Origin of the sequence: Priestia megaterium (assembly GCF_023824195.1) — a bacterium.
Taxonomy (GTDB): Bacteria; Bacillota; Bacilli; order Bacillales; family Bacillaceae_H; genus Priestia; species Priestia megaterium_D.
Map to the genome: position 1 here is coordinate 3906647 of NZ_CP085442.1, position 15633 is coordinate 3922279.

General features: G+C 37.6%; 20 protein-coding genes. 7 read left to right on the top strand and 13 right to left on the bottom strand.

Going from position 1 to position 15633, the window contains the following annotated elements; genetic code table 11:
• Positions 1–4 precede the first annotated feature (4 nt).
• The 5 genes from safA to LIS78_RS20325 all read right to left on the bottom strand — a co-directional run bounded on the left by safA (position 5) and on the right by LIS78_RS20325 (position 4219).
• Entirely contained in the window at positions 5–628 is a 624-nt protein-coding gene (gene safA, locus LIS78_RS20305) for a SafA/ExsA family spore coat assembly protein (protein ID WP_078082276.1), read from the bottom strand.
• Between the two features lie 137 nt (positions 629–765).
• Positions 766–2130, bottom strand: a complete 1365-nt coding sequence (locus tag LIS78_RS20310) for a hemolysin family protein (RefSeq protein WP_171843263.1) — start codon at positions 2128–2130, stop codon at positions 766–768.
• Between the two features lie 613 nt (positions 2131–2743).
• Positions 2744–2974, bottom strand: coding sequence for a YuzI family membrane protein (locus tag LIS78_RS20315; RefSeq protein WP_057233971.1), 231 nt, complete (start codon positions 2972–2974; stop codon positions 2744–2746).
• A 114-nt stretch (positions 2975–3088) separates the two neighbouring features.
• Entirely contained in the window at positions 3089–3808 is a 720-nt protein-coding gene (locus tag LIS78_RS20320; RefSeq protein ID WP_061859440.1) for an NAD-dependent protein deacylase, read from the bottom strand.
• A gap of 12 nt (positions 3809–3820) precedes the next feature.
• Positions 3821–4219, bottom strand: coding sequence for a universal stress protein (locus LIS78_RS20325; RefSeq protein ID WP_013058676.1), 399 nt, complete (start codon positions 4217–4219; stop codon positions 3821–3823).
• A gap of 158 nt (positions 4220–4377) precedes the next feature.
• Between LIS78_RS20325 and LIS78_RS20330 the strand changes: the two genes are divergently transcribed.
• Positions 4378–4521: a hypothetical protein gene (locus LIS78_RS20330; protein ID WP_013058677.1), complete on the top strand. Its 144-nt coding sequence runs from the start codon at positions 4378–4380 to the stop codon at positions 4519–4521.
• Between the two features lie 26 nt (positions 4522–4547).
• On the opposite strand, the gene pfkA is transcribed toward LIS78_RS20330, so the two are convergent.
• Positions 4548–5507, bottom strand: coding sequence for a 6-phosphofructokinase (gene pfkA, locus LIS78_RS20335; protein ID WP_013058678.1), 960 nt, complete (start codon positions 5505–5507; stop codon positions 4548–4550).
• Between the two features lie 345 nt (positions 5508–5852).
• Here pfkA and LIS78_RS20340 point away from each other — a divergent pair, with 345 nt between their 5' ends.
• Together LIS78_RS20340 and LIS78_RS20345 are read left to right on the top strand one after the other, a co-directional pair.
• On the top strand, positions 5853–6530 hold the full coding sequence (locus LIS78_RS20340; RefSeq protein WP_061859441.1) for a C40 family peptidase: 678 nt from the start codon (positions 5853–5855) through the stop codon (positions 6528–6530).
• A gap of 139 nt (positions 6531–6669) precedes the next feature.
• Positions 6670–7212, top strand: a complete 543-nt coding sequence (locus LIS78_RS20345; protein WP_013058680.1) for a 5' nucleotidase, NT5C type — start codon at positions 6670–6672, stop codon at positions 7210–7212.
• Between the two features lie 153 nt (positions 7213–7365).
• Here the strand turns inward: LIS78_RS20345 and LIS78_RS31495 are convergent, their stop codons facing one another.
• The 3 genes from LIS78_RS31495 to LIS78_RS20350 form a co-directional block, all read right to left on the bottom strand.
• Positions 7366–7491, bottom strand: coding sequence for a hypothetical protein (locus LIS78_RS31495; protein ID WP_013058681.1), 126 nt, complete (start codon positions 7489–7491; stop codon positions 7366–7368).
• Between the two features lie 449 nt (positions 7492–7940).
• Positions 7941–8066 carry a hypothetical protein gene (locus LIS78_RS31500; protein WP_016765283.1) on the bottom strand — a complete coding sequence of 42 codons (126 nt, stop codon included), beginning with the start codon at positions 8064–8066 and terminating at the stop codon, positions 7941–7943.
• Positions 8067–8169: 103 nt separating this feature from the next.
• On the bottom strand, positions 8170–8574 hold the full coding sequence (locus LIS78_RS20350) for a secondary thiamine-phosphate synthase enzyme YjbQ (protein ID WP_061859442.1): 405 nt from the start codon (positions 8572–8574) through the stop codon (positions 8170–8172).
• Between the two features lie 117 nt (positions 8575–8691).
• Between LIS78_RS20350 and LIS78_RS20355 the strand changes: the two genes are divergently transcribed.
• The 3 genes from LIS78_RS20355 to LIS78_RS20365 are packed head-to-tail and all read left to right on the top strand — an operon-like array spanning position 8692 to position 12371.
• Entirely contained in the window at positions 8692–10128 is a 1437-nt protein-coding gene (locus tag LIS78_RS20355) for a spore germination protein (protein ID WP_061859443.1), read from the top strand.
• A 15-nt stretch (positions 10129–10143) separates the two neighbouring features.
• Positions 10144–11247: a GerAB/ArcD/ProY family transporter gene (locus tag LIS78_RS20360; protein ID WP_061859444.1), complete on the top strand. Its 1104-nt coding sequence runs from the start codon at positions 10144–10146 to the stop codon at positions 11245–11247.
• Positions 11244–12371 (top strand): Ger(x)C family spore germination protein, encoded by a 1128-nt coding sequence (locus tag LIS78_RS20365; protein ID WP_061859445.1) that lies wholly within the window; start codon positions 11244–11246, stop codon positions 12369–12371. The genes LIS78_RS20360 and LIS78_RS20365 overlap by 4 nt, the downstream gene beginning before the upstream one ends.
• Before the next feature lie 6 nt (positions 12372–12377).
• On the opposite strand, the gene LIS78_RS20370 is transcribed toward LIS78_RS20365, so the two are convergent.
• Complete coding sequence (locus LIS78_RS20370; protein WP_061859446.1) at positions 12378–12746, bottom strand: hypothetical protein; 369 nt, start codon at positions 12744–12746, stop codon at positions 12378–12380.
• 230 nt (positions 12747–12976) lie between these two features.
• Here LIS78_RS20370 and LIS78_RS20375 point away from each other — a divergent pair, with 230 nt between their 5' ends.
• Positions 12977–13579 (top strand): DUF3885 domain-containing protein, encoded by a 603-nt coding sequence (locus tag LIS78_RS20375; RefSeq protein ID WP_061859447.1) that lies wholly within the window; start codon positions 12977–12979, stop codon positions 13577–13579.
• 38 nt (positions 13580–13617) lie between these two features.
• Here LIS78_RS20375 and LIS78_RS20380 read toward each other — a convergent pair whose 3' ends face one another.
• The 3 genes from LIS78_RS20380 to LIS78_RS20390 are packed head-to-tail and all read right to left on the bottom strand — an operon-like array spanning position 13618 to position 15547.
• Complete coding sequence (locus tag LIS78_RS20380; protein WP_061859448.1) at positions 13618–14313, bottom strand: hypothetical protein; 696 nt, start codon at positions 14311–14313, stop codon at positions 13618–13620.
• The gene (locus LIS78_RS20385) at positions 14313–15182 is read right to left on the bottom strand and encodes an ABC transporter ATP-binding protein (RefSeq protein ID WP_061859449.1); all 870 of its coding nucleotides are present in this window, start codon (positions 15180–15182) and stop codon (positions 14313–14315) included. The genes LIS78_RS20380 and LIS78_RS20385 overlap by 1 nt, the downstream gene beginning before the upstream one ends.
• Positions 15179–15547 (bottom strand): GntR family transcriptional regulator, encoded by a 369-nt coding sequence (locus LIS78_RS20390; RefSeq protein ID WP_028410922.1) that lies wholly within the window; start codon positions 15545–15547, stop codon positions 15179–15181. The genes LIS78_RS20385 and LIS78_RS20390 overlap by 4 nt, the downstream gene beginning before the upstream one ends.
• Between the last annotated feature and the right edge of the window lie 86 nt (positions 15548–15633).

The window sequence follows — 15633 nt, forward strand, 5'->3', positions numbered from 1 at the left end:
TTTTTTAGTTTGAAATGAACATTTGAGTCCAGTAATGGCCGTAGCTCCCGCCTTTAGCGTAACCTACTCCGATTTCGGTAAATTGACTCGATAGTATGTTTTTACGGTGACCTTCGCTATTCATCCATGCGTTAACCACTTCTTTTGGAGTTGCTTGTCCAGCAGCGATATTTTCACCTGCTGTACTGTATGTAATGCCAAAGTTTTTCATCATGTCGAACGGACTTCCATATGTAGGCGATGTATGACTGAAATAATTTTTATCAATCATATCCTGCGATTTATAGCGAGCAACGCGAGCTACTTCCCAATTAGACTTTAAAGGCTTAAGCCCTACTTTAGCACGTTCTTGATTCACTAGCTGAACCACTTGCTCTTCGTATGAACTTCCTGCTTTATCCGTTGGAATAGTAATTTTCTGTCCCGGATAGATCGAATTAGGATTTTTAATAGCAGAATTCGCTTCAATCAGCTCGGAAACACCAACCTGATATTTTACTGCTATTTTCCACATCGTATCTCCCGATTGAACGGTATGTACGGTTGCTGCTTGCGCAGTGTTATTAAGACCAAAAGCTAGAGTGACAGACAACAATGTTACTAATAAAAGTTTTGATAGAGTTTTCATACTTTTATTAAAGCAAATTGATTTCAAGATTCATAGCGGTAATATTATCCCCTTGTTCCATCATATGCCTTTGCCATCTTCCCAGCACGCTTTTTTCATAAGAAAGGCGCATTGCTCTTTTGCAATGCGCCTTTTTGTTACGAAGATAAAGCCTGTGACTGGTTCATCTCTGACACATTAACCGCTTCATCCGTGCTTTGATGCACCTGACGTTTTTTGATCACATCAATATATTGAATGTGATGTCCTTCCATTTTCGTAACGGTAAAGTCATACTGATCAAAGCTAAGGCTTTCTCCTTGCTTGACGTCATATTTTTCCGTCAAGACCCAGCCTCCAATTGTATCAACATCCGTATCATCAATTGTTGTGCCAAGCAGCTCGTTAAGCTCACTTACTAATAATTTTCCATCTACAATATAATGATCGGGTTTGACTTTCTGAATTAATGGAAGTTCATCCGCATCAAATTCATCACGAATTTCACCGACAATTTCCTCTAAAATATCCTCTACTGTTACAATCCCTGCTGTTCCTCCGTATTCATCAATTAAAATAGCCATATGGATGCGTTCACGCTGCATCTTAAGCAATAAATCATGAATAGGAATCGATTCAATTACTTCAATAACAGGACGGATATACTGTTTTAAATCTATTTTTTCCTTGCTGTTGTTCATGACAATCTCGGTTAAAATCTCTTTCATATTGACCATTCCAATAATATGGTCTTTATCTCCATCAATGACCGGATAGCGGGTAAACCGCTCTTCTTGGACCATCTCAAGGATGTATTCGACCGTATCTTCCTGGTCAATCGAAACGACTTCCGTACGCGGCACCATAATCTCTTTGGCAACGCGATCATCAAAGTCAAAAATTTTACTTACATATTTAAACTCCGATTGATTGATTTCACCGCTTTTATAGCTTTCTGATAACAAGATGCGAAGCTCTTCTTCACTGTGTGCAAGCTCATTTTCTGAAGCAGGCTTTAGACCAAATAACCCTGTTATTAAACGAGAAGAACTGTTTAATAGCCAAATGAAAGGATAGGTTACTTTATAAAAGAGTATAAGCGGACGAACAAATAATAAAGTGACTTTCTCTGCTTTTTGAATTGCAAATGTTTTGGGAGCAAGCTCTCCGACCACAACGTTTATAAATGTAACAACCGCAAAAGAAATCGCAACAGATAGTACTTTTGTTAAAGCTCCGCTTATCCCTAGTTGATCAAGTAATGGTGACAGGAGATGCGAAAGTGTAGGCTCTCCTAACCAACCAATTCCCAGCGCAGTAATCGTAATACCAAGCTGACACGCAGATAAGTATTCATCTAAATTTGAAATAACTTGCTTCGCAGCTTTTGCATTGCTGCTCCCTTCTGCTATAAGCTGATCCACTTTGGAACTCCTCACGCGAATAATCGCAAACTCGGTAGCAACGAAAAAAGCAGTTAATGCAATCAGTACCGCTAGTAAAATCAAGTTAAATATGTCCAATCAAGTTCCTTAGCTCGTTTAAAAACGAGTAAGGACTCACCTCCTAAAAAATAAAAAATTTGGATAAAGAACTCTATCCCTGTACTGATCACTTGGAAAAGTGCATATAAGGAGGAATCACATGGTAAATGTATAAACATTTTTATATGGAGCAAAACTGCCAGTCTTTCTTCCTTATCTCACGTTTCACTCGTTAATGTAGCAGGTCATTCTTTATTCAGCTGTTCTAGATGTGAAGCAATGGCTCACATCGCTTCATTTCATGATGTTGCTTCAGCGCTGATTCTCTCTTCCAATTCATTTATAAAAAATTTAGTAGTTTACAATCTTTATAAAGTTAAAGTCTGTTAACGTCTTAAAAGAGCGATTATGTGATAAAGAGCGATATGCGTGAAGCAAATGTAGGTTTGTATAATACTGTATTGTACGCTTTGACACTGGTGCATATAATGCTACTTCGCCAACGTGGTACACTGCCCCATCCAATCACCTCTATTTCCGTATATCTAAAAAGAATAAGGAATAATTATCCTATTTCTTTTTAAACTTATTGACTTTATTTTAAATGTTAAAAACTTTGCAGTCAAACGTTTTAGTTAGTCTCCTGCCCTTGCTATTTACTGGTGCGGCGATTTTTAGCAGGTAAATAAAAGCTTGCTGCTACACAAAAAAAACCAAGAACAAAACAGATAATGGGGAGTTTCATACCTATCGCTTCAGCATAATAAGTGAGACTCCTTCCGTGAATAGGGACAAGATTCATTTCAAAAATCAAAGTCAAAACAGCTGTCACTTTGAGTGCAATACCAACAATGAAGAGACAAACTCTCAAGCCTACACTCATATGCGAAAACATCCCTTCTATCCATTAGCGAATGGATGATGTACTACACCATATGATACATCCCTACACTTTATCACTAAATGCTAAAAAAGCGCTATGTCCATGCATAGACGCTTATAAATTTGCGACCACTTGTCCAATGGAATCATAGATAACCAAATCAAACAAATAATCGTAATGCGTAGGTTCTTTATTAATCATCACCATGTTTGTACGATTGTACCGGCTCACAAGCAGCGGAATCTGATTAATCGGTGCTACTTCAAGCGATGAACCAAGCACGATGAATAAATCAGATGACAGCGCTGCTGTAACTGCTTCATCGAACTGATGAATGGCATCTCCAAAGAGAACAACATTTGGCTTTAAAAGGCGCTCACACGCTGTACATTGTGGGAGCGCTGACTGATTTAAATACGCTAAGTCATACTCTTCTTTACAGTTCGGACAATGAGCTCTCTTAATGGATCCATGAATTTCAAAAACGTTCGTGCTTCCTGCATCTTGGTGCAAGCCATCAATATTTTGCGTAATAACATGCACGGTTTTGGCTTCTTCTAGTTCAGCAATAAAGCGATGGCCCGTATTTGCTTTATACTGATGCAGCATTTTAATATGAAAAATTTCTTTAAACAGCGGCCAAAATTCATGAGGATACTGTTCATAGAAGTCAGCAGCTATTATGTCCACAAAGCTTTTGTTTTGGCGATATAAGCCATTTTGAGAGCGAAAGTCCGGTATGCCCGACTCTGTGCTCATTCCTGCTCCCGTAAAAAAACAAATGTGTTTAGCATCATCAATGAGCTGTTTTAATTCTTTGTACTGTTTTGACATTGCATTTCTCTCCTATTTAACAATTAGCACAGGAATCGTTACTTGCTGTGCAATCTTAGAACTCACGCTTCCAAGCAGCATGCCTTTTACAGGATTTAACCCTCTGCTTCCTATTACTACAAGGTCAAATGAATTTTGATTAGCAAATTGAATCACTGTTTTAGCCGCGTCTCCATGCATAAACGTAATCTCATACTCCACATTTCCTTGTTTTAAAATCTCATCTGTTGTATGTATCCGACTTTCCCGTTCCTCGTCGCGGCTAAGTGATTTTAACCTTGAATCACCCTCTACTGCATAAATAACTTGAATAAAACTGTTTTCCGTCAGCTGAGCCAGCTGAACGGCTTTTTCTGTTGCTTTAGCCGCATGCTCTGAGCCATCTGAGGCAAGTAAAATTCGTTTAAACATCACGCTTCCTCTCCTCTTTTGTAAAATGATCTTCTCTCTTTACTATATCACTCGCTGTTCAAATGTAATCATTTTTTTGATTATTACTATAATTTTTAAAATTATTTGTCTACTTTTATGATAAACTGAAAGAAAACGTGTACAGAGGGGATGGAACGATGTTTGGTTTTGAATTAATTTGCACTTTTTGCAAAGGGCTCGGAAAGCTAGCCGTTATTCCTGGTATCGGTTACATGAAAACATGCAAACACTGCGAAGGGACAGGGATGCAATCAAAAAAAGACGAAACTCCTTCAATATAAGAAGTTTCGCCTCAGCAATACTGTGATTAGATTGAAAGCTCTTTAGATAAACGGTACATATCAGCATTGATATGGTGAGGCTCACCTAAAATTTCCATAATATCATAATCTACAATTTCATTTTTACGGATACCGATTGCACGGCCGCCTTTACCTTCTAGCAGAAGCTCGACTGCACGACCGCCGAAACGGCTTCCTAGCACACGATCTTGAGCAGTTGGAGAACCGCCGCGCTGAATGTGTCCTAATACTGTTACACGCGTTTCAATACCTGCAGCTTCATGCAGCTGCTTCGCTACTTCATTACCATTGGCTACGCCTTCAGCTACTACGATAATGCTGTGCTTTTTACCGCGCTCTTGTCCTTTTCTCAAACGATCAACCATTTCTTGGAACTCATCTTTTGCTTCTGGGATAAGGATTGTTTCCGCTCCGCCAGCAAGACCTGACCAAAGAGCAATGTCTCCTGCATTACGACCCATAACTTCAATAATAAACGTACGTTCATGAGAAGTCGCCGTATCACGGATTTTATCAATTGCATCGATAACCGTATGAAGAGCCGTATCAAATCCTAATGTAAAATCTGTTCCTGGAATGTCGTTATCAATTGTTCCTGGGATACCGATACAAGGGAAACCAAGCTCTGTTAATTTTACAGCTCCCATATATGATCCGTCTCCACCAATAACTACTAAGCCTTCAATACCGTGCTTCTTAAGGTTTTCAATACCTTTTAAACGCCCTTCTTCTGTTTTGAATTCTGGACATCTTGCAGAATAAAGCATAGTTCCGCCGCGTTGAATGATGTCACCAACATCTCCAACTTCTAGCTTTTTAATATTTCCTTCTATTAACCCTTGATATCCTTGATAGATACCGTAAACTTCCATACCTTCATGAATTGCTTTACGCACAACAGCACGAACCGCAGGATTCATACCTGGAGAATCTCCGCCGCTTGTTAATACACCTATTCTTTTCATTACTTTCACCTCATCAAAGTCACATACATGACTACTATATTATAGTTCTACATTTTACCCGAGTTCGAACTTTTTGTGTAGTAATTCACAACATATTTCTTTGTTAAATTTTAAATGTACATACTTTTTCATATCTTTTAGTTATTTACCGTCAAATATTCAAAGTTTTTCTAGCAATATTGCACATCTAAAGAACCCTTTTAATTACAGCTTTTATAAGACTATATTCACCTTTATATTTCATTTTTTTCATATATGTAATGAAATTGTAACGTAGAACACTGTCGAAAGATGATATGATGAATTTACTCAAATCAGGAAAAATTTTCAGGGGGTACTAGTTTTATGAAAAAAGTAATAGCAGCTCTTACGCTTGCTGGCGTTATTGTTTCTACTAGCCCGATTTTCAGCCAAGCGGCTCTAGGCGACCAAACGCTTCGCCAAGGCATGAATCACCAAGATGTTAAACAACTACAACAAACGTTGAAAAATAAAGGTTATTTTAAAGGGAATACGACTACATACTTTGGGACTGTTACAACTTCTGCTGTAAAATCATTTCAGCGCAAAAATGGACTAGCAGCAGATGGTATTGTCGGAAAAGGAACGTATGCTAAACTAGGCGTTTCAGCAAAGGGTAAATCGCCTTCTAGCTCAGCGCGCTATAACCCTAACGCAGTGATTAACAAAGGAAAACAGTATATGGGCGTTCGATATCGCTGGGGTGGAACAACGCCAAGCGGCTTTGACTGCAGCGGTTTTATTGGCTATGCGTTCAAACATGGCGGCGGGGTTCAACTTCCTCGAACAGTAGCTCAAATTTATCAAAAAGGAACGCGCGTCTCAAGTCCAAAAGCTGGAGATATTGTGTTCTTTCAAACCTATACAAAAGGGCCTTCTCATGCAGGAATTTATTTAGGAAATAACCAGTTTCTTCACTGCTCTTCATCTAAAGGTGTGAGCATCTCTTCTCTGAAAGAGAGCTATTGGAGCAAACGCTATTTAGGTGCTAAAAGAATGTAGTTTCTATAAAAAGGGCAAGCTGTGCGATTTTGATGCGGCTTGCTCTTTTTCTGCATGTAAAAGATTTGGTATAGTAGAAGCAGCACATTACATTGCAAAACCAAGCGTGTAGATGAATACTGTAAAGGAAGTTGAATAAATGCACACCCTTTTAATTGACATGGATTCTGTCATTTGTGATCTTATGACGGATTGGCATAACCAATATAACAAAGATTATTGCGACAGCTTATCGGTTGAAAAGTTAAAATGCTGGGAATCAGAAAAGTATGTAAAGCCGGAATGCGGCACAAAAATTTATGACTACCTCGATCAGCCGGGGCTTTTTTTACATTTAAAACCTCTGCCTCATGCTGTTGAGGTTCTTAAACGACTTTATGAAAGGTTTGCCATTTTAATTGTCACAAGCAGCCGTACCTATGCTTATACAGAAAAAGAGCAGTGGGTTGAAAAACACCTTCCGTTTATCGGAAAGTACAATATCGTGTTTACACACCAAAAAGATAAAATATACGGAGACTTGCTATTTGATGATGCACCGCATAATTTGAAGGCTTTTCAAGCTACAGGTCGCCATGCTGTTGCCATGAGCTACCCGTATAACGAAGAAGTAAAGGTCCCTCGCGTGGACGATTGGCTTCAGTTTGAACAGTACGTAAATACTTATTTCAACGAATGCTGAGCTTAAAAAAACACGTGGACTTTGTCATCAGAGAATGAATGCAGTGCGTTTGTTAGCACAGCTATAAGCATAAAAAAAACCGCCTTTTGGGCGGTTTTTAGAGGATATCCCCCTAAGGGTTATCCGCTTTTTATTTAAAAAAGATATAGTTTGTTAGTACTTATCAGCTGATGAGAAAAAGTCCATAATGGCATGGATAATTTCAACGGACTGAAAAGAGAACAATGATATGGCTGTTAATGAAAAGAAACCAATCATGGCCATACGTACAAGTAACATAGACTAATCGCCTCCCTGTTTTGAACTAAATGAACGCACCCAAAACAATTCGCTATCTGTCTTTGTTTGTACGACGTTTTCGCCAAGCAAAGGCAGCTCATTCACTGCGTGTAACAATGACAATGAATCTTCATCTTTGTTTTAAAAGATTAAGCGTATAGTTAGTATATCAAATGAAGCTTTTTCTTCAAGGCTATACTAGCGGTAAAAAAGGAAATAGTATGAAACGATGCGTTTTATCTTTATTTCATACAATTCAGTACCCTAATATTTATTATATTAAACCTTTTAGGAAAATTGCTACTATTATATCTTTTTTTATAAAAAAAGATATTGAGACATAGCTACATACAGTAAACCTACGTTCATCATCACAATGAAAAAATCCGAACGATTCATCGTTCGGATCCTCCTTCAACTGAAATACTTTTGTTCCGGCCTTCCCCATTTTATCGACACGTACTGTAATACTCATTAACAATGTCTAAAATGGTTGGGTATTCTTCCACCCATGTAAAATTTGTTTTTTCATTTTCTTTTTTTACTGTTTCTTGTTCTGCACCTATCTTTTCCATTGTTCAATCTCTCCCTTTAACTGTTATATAACATTTATATTAAATTAACTTTGTTTTATAACAATTTTCAGAAAAAAGTTGGACAATGACGTATGAAAAAAAGTTATTGTGGGGATAAAATTTTCACATAATACGTACGAGTCCTCGGTCCATCAAACTCACAAAAATAAATTCCTTGCCACGTTCCCAGCAGCAGCTGTCCATCGTGAACGATTATATGCTGAGAGGAGCCGACCGTGCTCGCTTTGAGATGCGCCGCCGTATTTCCTTCCATATGAAGATCTAACTTATGTTCCCAAGGATATACTTCATCAAAGCGCCGAATCATATCGGTTTTTACATCCGGATCCGCATTTTCATTAATTGTTATACCAGCGGTTGTATGAGGACAGTAAACAATTACAGCCCCTTCTTTTAATCCTTCTGTTCTTATCACTGCCTGTACTTGACTCGTGACGTCGATCATTTCGTCACGCTTATTCGTTTTTAACGTAAATGAATGCAGCATACCATCACCTCTTTTCTTTACCATAACATATCTTTTCTATTCTTCCACATTTTTCGCATAACTCGTTTTCACATCGTAAACACTAAGCTCATTAACACAACAGGCGGTGAGTTATTTATGCTCGATTCAAAATTTCAGCCCAATGCAGACTACACCGTTCAAACGTTTCTAGATTTGGTGGGTCAAAATACAGATGTTGGTTCCAAAAAATTATGGCTGTCTCCCACAAAATATACATGCATTATTTATCTCCAAGGATTAGTCGACGGCGAAAAACTTGATAACCTTACTCAGCATATAGTTGAGACAAAAGCAAAAAGCGAAACGCAAACAATCGATGACATTGATTCGTTTATTTCCGTCATTAAAGACAAAGAAGTCTATACATACAAACAAGCGATCTCCTGTTTTTTTAAAGGTCAGCCCCTGCTGTTTATTAGCGAAAGCACTAAGGCATACTCGTTGAATATGTCCATGACGAAACAGCGCTCTTTAAGCGAACCTACAACAGAAAAAGTAGTGCGCGGCCCTAAAATTGCTCTTATCGAAAACTTAGATGAAAACCTTGGTCTTTTAAGGCAGCGTTCTACCGAAGAAGAAATGGTTATTGAAGACATTTATATTGGAAATACAAAGGAACATCGAACAAGTATCGTTTTTCATAATAAACACTGTCAAACTCACATTGTGAATCAAGTCCGAGAGAAATTATTAGATATTCCTTTAGATAACATTCAAGACTCAGGAATGATTGAAGAATTTTTAGAAGAAGCACCTTACTCACCGTTTCCTCAAGTACAAAATACCGAAAGACCGGATCGTGTTCTCGCTGCGGTGAATGAAGGGCGAGTAGCCATTTTAGTAGATGGCTCCCCTTTTGCTCTTTTAGTGCCTACAACTTTCGATATGATTATGAAATCACCCGATGATTATTACGAAAGATGGATAGCCGGTTCATTGCTAAGATTACTAAGGTACTTGTCTATTTTTATTACCCTATTCTTTTCAGCTATTTATATTTCACTCGTTTCGTTTAACCAAGGTCTGCTTCCGACGGAGCTAGCTATTACTATTGCCGCCACACGAGAAAACGTTCCTTTTTCTCCTTTCATCGAAGCAGTGGTCATGGAAGTGACGCTTGAATTATTGCGCGAAGCCGGGCTGCGCCTCCCTACTCCTGTCGGACAAACAGTTGGACTTGTAGGCGGGGTTGTTATTGGTCAAGCAGCGGTAGAAGCCCATATCGTTAGCTCCGTTATGATTATTGTTGTATCTGTATCGGCAATTGCGTCCTTTACCGTTCCTCAATACGGAATTGGCCTTTCGTTTCGAATTTTGCGTTTCGTATCTATGATGATTGCAGCAGTCTTTGGGTTATATGGCGTTACCATGTTTTTTCTTGTTCTCGTCATCCATTTAACCAAACTCGAAAGTTTTGGTATGGCTTACTTCAAACCGTTTTTTGCGTTAAATAAAAAAGCATGGAAAGACTCGTATGTTCGTCTTCCAAACAAAAGCCTAAAACAGTCTAAAAATAAATCTCAGCAAAACTAACAAAAGGAGGACCATATGGAACAATCACAGTCACAATCAAGCAAGCTTCTTTCCGATTTTTACGCCATTTCAATTATTTCTTCAACTATGCTTGGCGTCGGTTTATTAACGCTGCCAAGCAGCATTACAAATCAGACAAATAATGCAGATGGATGGATTGTACTGATTATGGACGGTCTTTTGTTCATGGGAATTGTTCTGTTTTTAGTCTGGATGGTTAAGTATTTTACGATTAGCTGTATGTTTGATTTCACACAGGAAGTAACCGGCAAGCTGATTGGAAATATATTTAATTTTGCTATGGTCGTTTATTTCACATCTGTGGCAAGTTTTGAAGTAAGAGCTATGGCAGAAATGATTCATTTTTATTTACTGGAAACGATGCCTATTGAATTAATCATCCTTTCGTTTATTTTAACAGGCGTCTATTTAATCACTGGCGGTATTGATTCTATTGGGAAAGTAATGGCGCTATGTACACCTATAACCATCATTATCCTTCTTACCTTATATGCTCTTAGCATCGGAATGGTGGATTTAAAAAACTTGCAGCCCGTGTTAGCTGATGGATTCAGCCCGCTTCTTTCTGCTTTTACAACCGTCTCTGTTTCCTTTTTAGGAATCGAAACGATTGTATTTCTACCGAAACATATGAAAAACAAAAAGCATTTACGAAAAGTTTCCATCATCGGATTTTCTATTCCTTTACTTTTATATATTATCACTTACGTATTAGTTGTCGGCGCTTTATCCGTTCCAGAAGTAAAAACAACCGTTTGGCCTACAATTGAATTTGTTCAAACACATGAAGTAAAAGGAATTTTCTTTGAGAGACTTGAATTATTTTTGCTTATTGTCTGGCTTCTTCAGTTTTTTTTAACCTTTGTGATGTATTTCTTTTTAGCTGTTTCAGGCTTTAAAAAGATCTTCAAAAACCGATCAACGACGAATATTATCTTTCTTGTACCAGTTTTATTTATGAGCGCTTTAGCACCCAAAACAGCAAGCGATGTGTCAAATTTTTCAACGGTACTGGGCTGGGCATTTTTAGTGACATTTTTAGTTATTCCTCTTTTTTTCAGCCTGTTAATGAAAATAAAAAAGGTTGTGTTCCAATGACGAAAAAATGTCTTCCTGTCATAATGACCATTTTTTTATTGTGCGGCTGTACAAACCATCGAAATATTGAACAACTTGCTCTTGTTATAGGAGTGGCAATGGATATTACGTCGAAAATAGAACCAAAAACAGGAAAAAACCAGCTTGTGCTGACTCATCAAACGTTAACCGAAACGGAATCCGGAAATATGTCTTCTTCTATTCCGTATAAGAACATTACAACTGCCGGCCCTACAATTCATGAAATCACGCGAAATATTTCGATGAAATCAGACCCTATATACAGTCAGCATCAGCGAGCGCTTTTAATAGGGGAAAAAGCGAGTAAAACGATTCCTCTTGATGCGCTTATCAATCAGTTTGTTCGTGATAATGAGATACGGCGCAGCAGCCTTGCATTTGTTACAAAAGGCGATGCTAAAAACGTTTTAACAATTCAAGGAATGTCTGTGCCGCCAGTCAACTTAATTTACGAGCTTGTTTACAATAAATTCAAAACGAATAAAATTCTAAATCCCCTAACAATGGGCGAGCTATCAGCTAAGTTAAAAACAGATCAAAGCTTTCTGATACAGCGGCTTTCTAAAATTAAAAATAGTGTTGAAATAGACGGTGCGGCAATCATAAAAGATAAGAAAGCAAAATTCACCTTAACTCAGCACCAAGTGGAGGCTTTAACGTGGTTAACGGGGAATATTAAAGGCGGAATTATTTACGGCAAACACGGGCCATATCCCTTTTCCTATGAAATTGGAGATGTTCAGCAAGATGTGAAGGCCCGCATTGATTCAAATCACTCCGTTCACTTTGATATCAACGTTCAAACAAGCGGCAGGCTGTCAGAAGATTGGGAGACTTCAAAACAGGCTCTGTCCGCCTCTAATGTCAAGAAAGTCGAGAAAAAAATAGAATCAATTATTCGTAAAGACGCGAAAAAAACACTCCGTTTGCTGCAAAACAGCTATAAAGCTGATGTAATTGACCTGCATGATTACGTACGAATTCATCATCCTCGTTTCTGGAAAAAACATCAGCATGAATGGGATGAAATATTTAGCCAGTCGACCATTGACTATCATGTTGATGTTCAAATTAAAGATTTTGGGACACAGGGCAGAGATTAGCTCTTATTACTCAACGCCAGCTTCAGTCAGCTCTTTTTTCTTTAGTTCCATAATCGTGAACTTATCGGTATAGTTTTTGCTGACGAAAAGCTGGCGTTCATTGTCGTTATTAAAATAAAATTTTTTATCATCTTGATATTGAAAATTCACTTTTTTCTTTTTCATTTGTTTAATAAACGTTAAGTAGTCATCTGAATGAATGAGATACCTTTTAGGCTTATCCGATATTTGCACAACGTCTTCGCCCGAAGACTTTAATTTTACAATACTCCATGCAATAGGAAGAGGGTTACCTTCTTGAAAGATCATTTTGTGAAAAATAAGCACAAAGAAAGCAGCTGTAATAATTGAAATAAGAACAAGCTGTTTTTTCACCGTATATCATCCTTTCTTCACCTCGTTACTACGTTAAGTAATACGACAGGCGTATGAAAAAACCTGTTCATACGCAAAGGTTGTGTAAAGAAATAATGCAAAACCAACAAAATATAACAGTTTGGTTACCTTTTGATTAAATAACATTACTTCTTTACAAATTTAGCTAATCACGTGATAGACTAAATTCAACATATTAAGTCAGGACTAAACTAAATGAGGTGTTGCGTATGACCACAATGCGACTTCAATCATACTTAACAACAATGTTTCCAAATGTTCAAATGAAAAGACCTCTTTTTTACAACGCGCCCGCAGGTATCCGCTTTACGCTTACCAATCAAAAAGGCGTATGGGAACGAGAATACATGAAAAATGTGTACGCACGCGCTTATGAAATTTTCGAGACACTCCATGAAAAAAATGATGAGCTGTTACTTGTTTTCAAAGCGAATGCTGCACAGGATGATTTACTTTTAAAAAAGAAAAAAGAAACAGCTATTAAAAAATTCATTCGCTCTCGCCTGAAGAAACAAGAAGTTCAATCCGTAGCATTATTAAATAACACTGAGTATATTATTGCCTGTAAAACAAATGATGTGAAAGAAAAGCTTCTTTTGCAATCAATTGCTAACCGCGATCTTCATATTCATCCGGCTATTGAAGAAGAGTGTTACATTGTGAATTTGAATAAAGAAACCATCTTCCACCTATACGACGAGCGCGGACTGGACATTGTATCGAACAATCAGTCTTCTCTTCAACTGCTTCAGCAAAAGTTTCACGACTGGATTCTAGATATTGATGCAGCTTGTTCTAAAAAAGTACAATAAAAAAGCAATCATTCAGTAAAGGAATGATTGCTTTTTTATTAGGCTTGATGGACAGGAGACGCTTTTTTTAAAAATAGCCAGTTGATAAGGAAGAGTAGGAAGCTTACGATAACCATTGTTCCAAATGCAAGTAATAACGACCCGTTCGAAAAGCTTTTTATAAAATGAATAACCGGTTCTTTTGTCACTGGAATGGTAAACAGTAAAATTAAAACAGCACCGGTGATCATCCCTCCTGTTTGCCCGAATTTGTAAACGATGCTGCCGAGCAAACACGCTGCTGCTGTAATAAAAAAGATAAATACAGCGTCTGTTAAAAAGTGCATAGCGACAGTAGGGTCGTGAAAGATAAAATCGCTCGCATAATAAAGCTGAACATTCATTAAATTCAAACTATTAATCACCTTTGTAGAAACGCTCATGATCACCACATTGATAAGTGACATCACAATTGCAAATAGAGCAAAAACACAGGTCATCGTTAAAAGATATGCTTTACGAGTAGCTCCTAACTTTAAGCAAAAGGAGAAACTTTTTCGAATGATAATAAAACTGACAATACCTGAAAAGATGTACTGCGGCATACTTGTTACTAATAGAAGATGCTCATTCACCTGACTGAACACTAAAATATCTACCGCAACAAAAGCTAACAGAATCGTCCAAAAGCGAATCATTAAATACTTTAGTTCAACGTAGAGCGAATAACTAATGGCGGCAAACTGTCCTTTCATTACGCTACACCTCCACGATTGGCTGTAAGATAAATCATAATATCCTGTATGTGAACAGCTTCTACATGAAATGAACTGTCGACAAGTTCTTCAGCATAAATATCTTCATTAAAGAGCACTATTTTTTTCTCTCCTCCAAATACTTGTTCATGGATTACTTGCTTTCCTTTTTCATATTCTTCAATTTGACTTTTAGGTCCTTTCACACTTACACAGCGCTGCTGCAAATTTTCTGCCGTATCCTGAAGAATCAGCTTTCCTTTTTGCATAATGAGTACTTCTTCAAATAAATTACTTACTTCATCGATTAAGTGCGTTGAAATAATGAATGTGCGTGGATATTCTTCATATTCATCCAATAAAAGCTCATAAAAGCGCGCTCGCATCGCAGCATCAAGTCCAATATAAGGTTCATCAAAGATTGTGATGCTCGTTCGAGAGGATAGCCCAACAATAATTCCTAATGCTGATTCCATACCTTTAGATAATGCTTTCACTTTCATATTACAATCTAAATCGAACTCTTCCATAAGCCTCTCAGCAGCTTCTTGGCTCCAATAAGGATAAAAAAGTGACGCAATTTTTAGCACGTCTTTGACTTTTAATGTTTTTTTGAAATTTCCGCTTTCGTTAATTAAGCAGATGTTTTGCAAAACAGAGCGGTTTTCAAACGGAGATTGATTTCCCACTTTTACCTCTCCTGTCGTAACTGGAATATGTCCGGCTACAATTTGCATAAGAGTCGTTTTGCCCGCTCCGTTTCTACCTAGCAACCCGTATATTTTATTTTGTGCTAGCGTAAGTGAAATGTCTTTTAACACTTGTTTAGATCCATAGCATTTATTTAACAGCTGCGCTTCTATATTCATTTTATTTCCCCCTTGTCTAACAGCTCTTTTAACTCGGTTACCGTAATTCCTAAATGCTGTGCTTCTTTTTTCAGCGGAACGATAAAACGGTTATAAAATTCTTCTTTTCTTTGTGTAAGCAATACTTCTTTTGCGCCCGCACATACAAACATCCCTATCCCTCTCTTTTTATACAATATTCCGTGGTCAACTAGCTGATTAATTCCTTTAGCTGCTGTTGCAGGGTTAATGCGATACATTTTGGCAAATTCATTCGTAGACGGTACTCTTTCTTCTTCTGGAAAAGCATCATTCAAAATATTCTCTTCAATGGTTTCTTTAATTTGTTGAAAAATTGGTCGCTGATGATCTAATGATTGTTTCATTTTGACTACCTCACTTAAGTGGTTCATTACTCATGTAACTAACTATATAACTAGTTGGTTATTTTTTCAAGTTTTATTTCCAAAAA

What these genes read in the sequence shown, in the direction of transcription:
- safA (WP_078082276.1), bottom strand. Translation starts at nt 628, where the DNA reads ATGAAAACTCTATCAAAACTTTTATTAGTAACATTGTTGTCTGTCACT.
- LIS78_RS20315 (WP_057233971.1), bottom strand. Translation starts at nt 2,974, where the DNA reads ATGAGTGTAGGCTTGAGAGTTTGTCTCTTCATTGTTGGTATTGCACTC.
- LIS78_RS20320 (WP_061859440.1), bottom strand. Translation starts at nt 3,808, where the DNA reads ATGTCAAAACAGTACAAAGAATTAAAACAGCTCATTGATGATGCTAAA.
- LIS78_RS20325 (WP_013058676.1), bottom strand. Translation starts at nt 4,219, where the DNA reads ATGTTTAAACGAATTTTACTTGCCTCAGATGGCTCAGAGCATGCGGCT.
- LIS78_RS20330 (WP_013058677.1), top strand. Translation starts at nt 4,378, where the DNA reads ATGTTTGGTTTTGAATTAATTTGCACTTTTTGCAAAGGGCTCGGAAAG.
- pfkA (WP_013058678.1), bottom strand. Translation starts at nt 5,507, where the DNA reads ATGAAAAGAATAGGTGTATTAACAAGCGGCGGAGATTCTCCAGGTATG.
- LIS78_RS20340 (WP_061859441.1), top strand. Translation starts at nt 5,853, where the DNA reads ATGAAAAAAGTAATAGCAGCTCTTACGCTTGCTGGCGTTATTGTTTCT.
- LIS78_RS20345 (WP_013058680.1), top strand. Translation starts at nt 6,670, where the DNA reads ATGCACACCCTTTTAATTGACATGGATTCTGTCATTTGTGATCTTATG.
- LIS78_RS31495 (WP_013058681.1), bottom strand. Translation starts at nt 7,491, where the DNA reads ATGTTACTTGTACGTATGGCCATGATTGGTTTCTTTTCATTAACAGCC.
- LIS78_RS31500 (WP_016765283.1), bottom strand. Translation starts at nt 8,066, where the DNA reads ATGGAAAAGATAGGTGCAGAACAAGAAACAGTAAAAAAAGAAAATGAA.
- LIS78_RS20350 (WP_061859442.1), bottom strand. Translation starts at nt 8,574, where the DNA reads ATGCTGCATTCATTTACGTTAAAAACGAATAAGCGTGACGAAATGATC.
- LIS78_RS20355 (WP_061859443.1), top strand. Translation starts at nt 8,692, where the DNA reads ATGCTCGATTCAAAATTTCAGCCCAATGCAGACTACACCGTTCAAACG.
- LIS78_RS20360 (WP_061859444.1), top strand. Translation starts at nt 10,144, where the DNA reads ATGGAACAATCACAGTCACAATCAAGCAAGCTTCTTTCCGATTTTTAC.
- LIS78_RS20365 (WP_061859445.1), top strand. Translation starts at nt 11,244, where the DNA reads ATGACGAAAAAATGTCTTCCTGTCATAATGACCATTTTTTTATTGTGC.
- LIS78_RS20375 (WP_061859447.1), top strand. Translation starts at nt 12,977, where the DNA reads ATGACCACAATGCGACTTCAATCATACTTAACAACAATGTTTCCAAAT.
- LIS78_RS20380 (WP_061859448.1), bottom strand. Translation starts at nt 14,313, where the DNA reads ATGAAAGGACAGTTTGCCGCCATTAGTTATTCGCTCTACGTTGAACTA.
- LIS78_RS20385 (WP_061859449.1), bottom strand. Translation starts at nt 15,182, where the DNA reads ATGAATATAGAAGCGCAGCTGTTAAATAAATGCTATGGATCTAAACAA.
- LIS78_RS20390 (WP_028410922.1), bottom strand. Translation starts at nt 15,547, where the DNA reads ATGAAACAATCATTAGATCATCAGCGACCAATTTTTCAACAAATTAAA.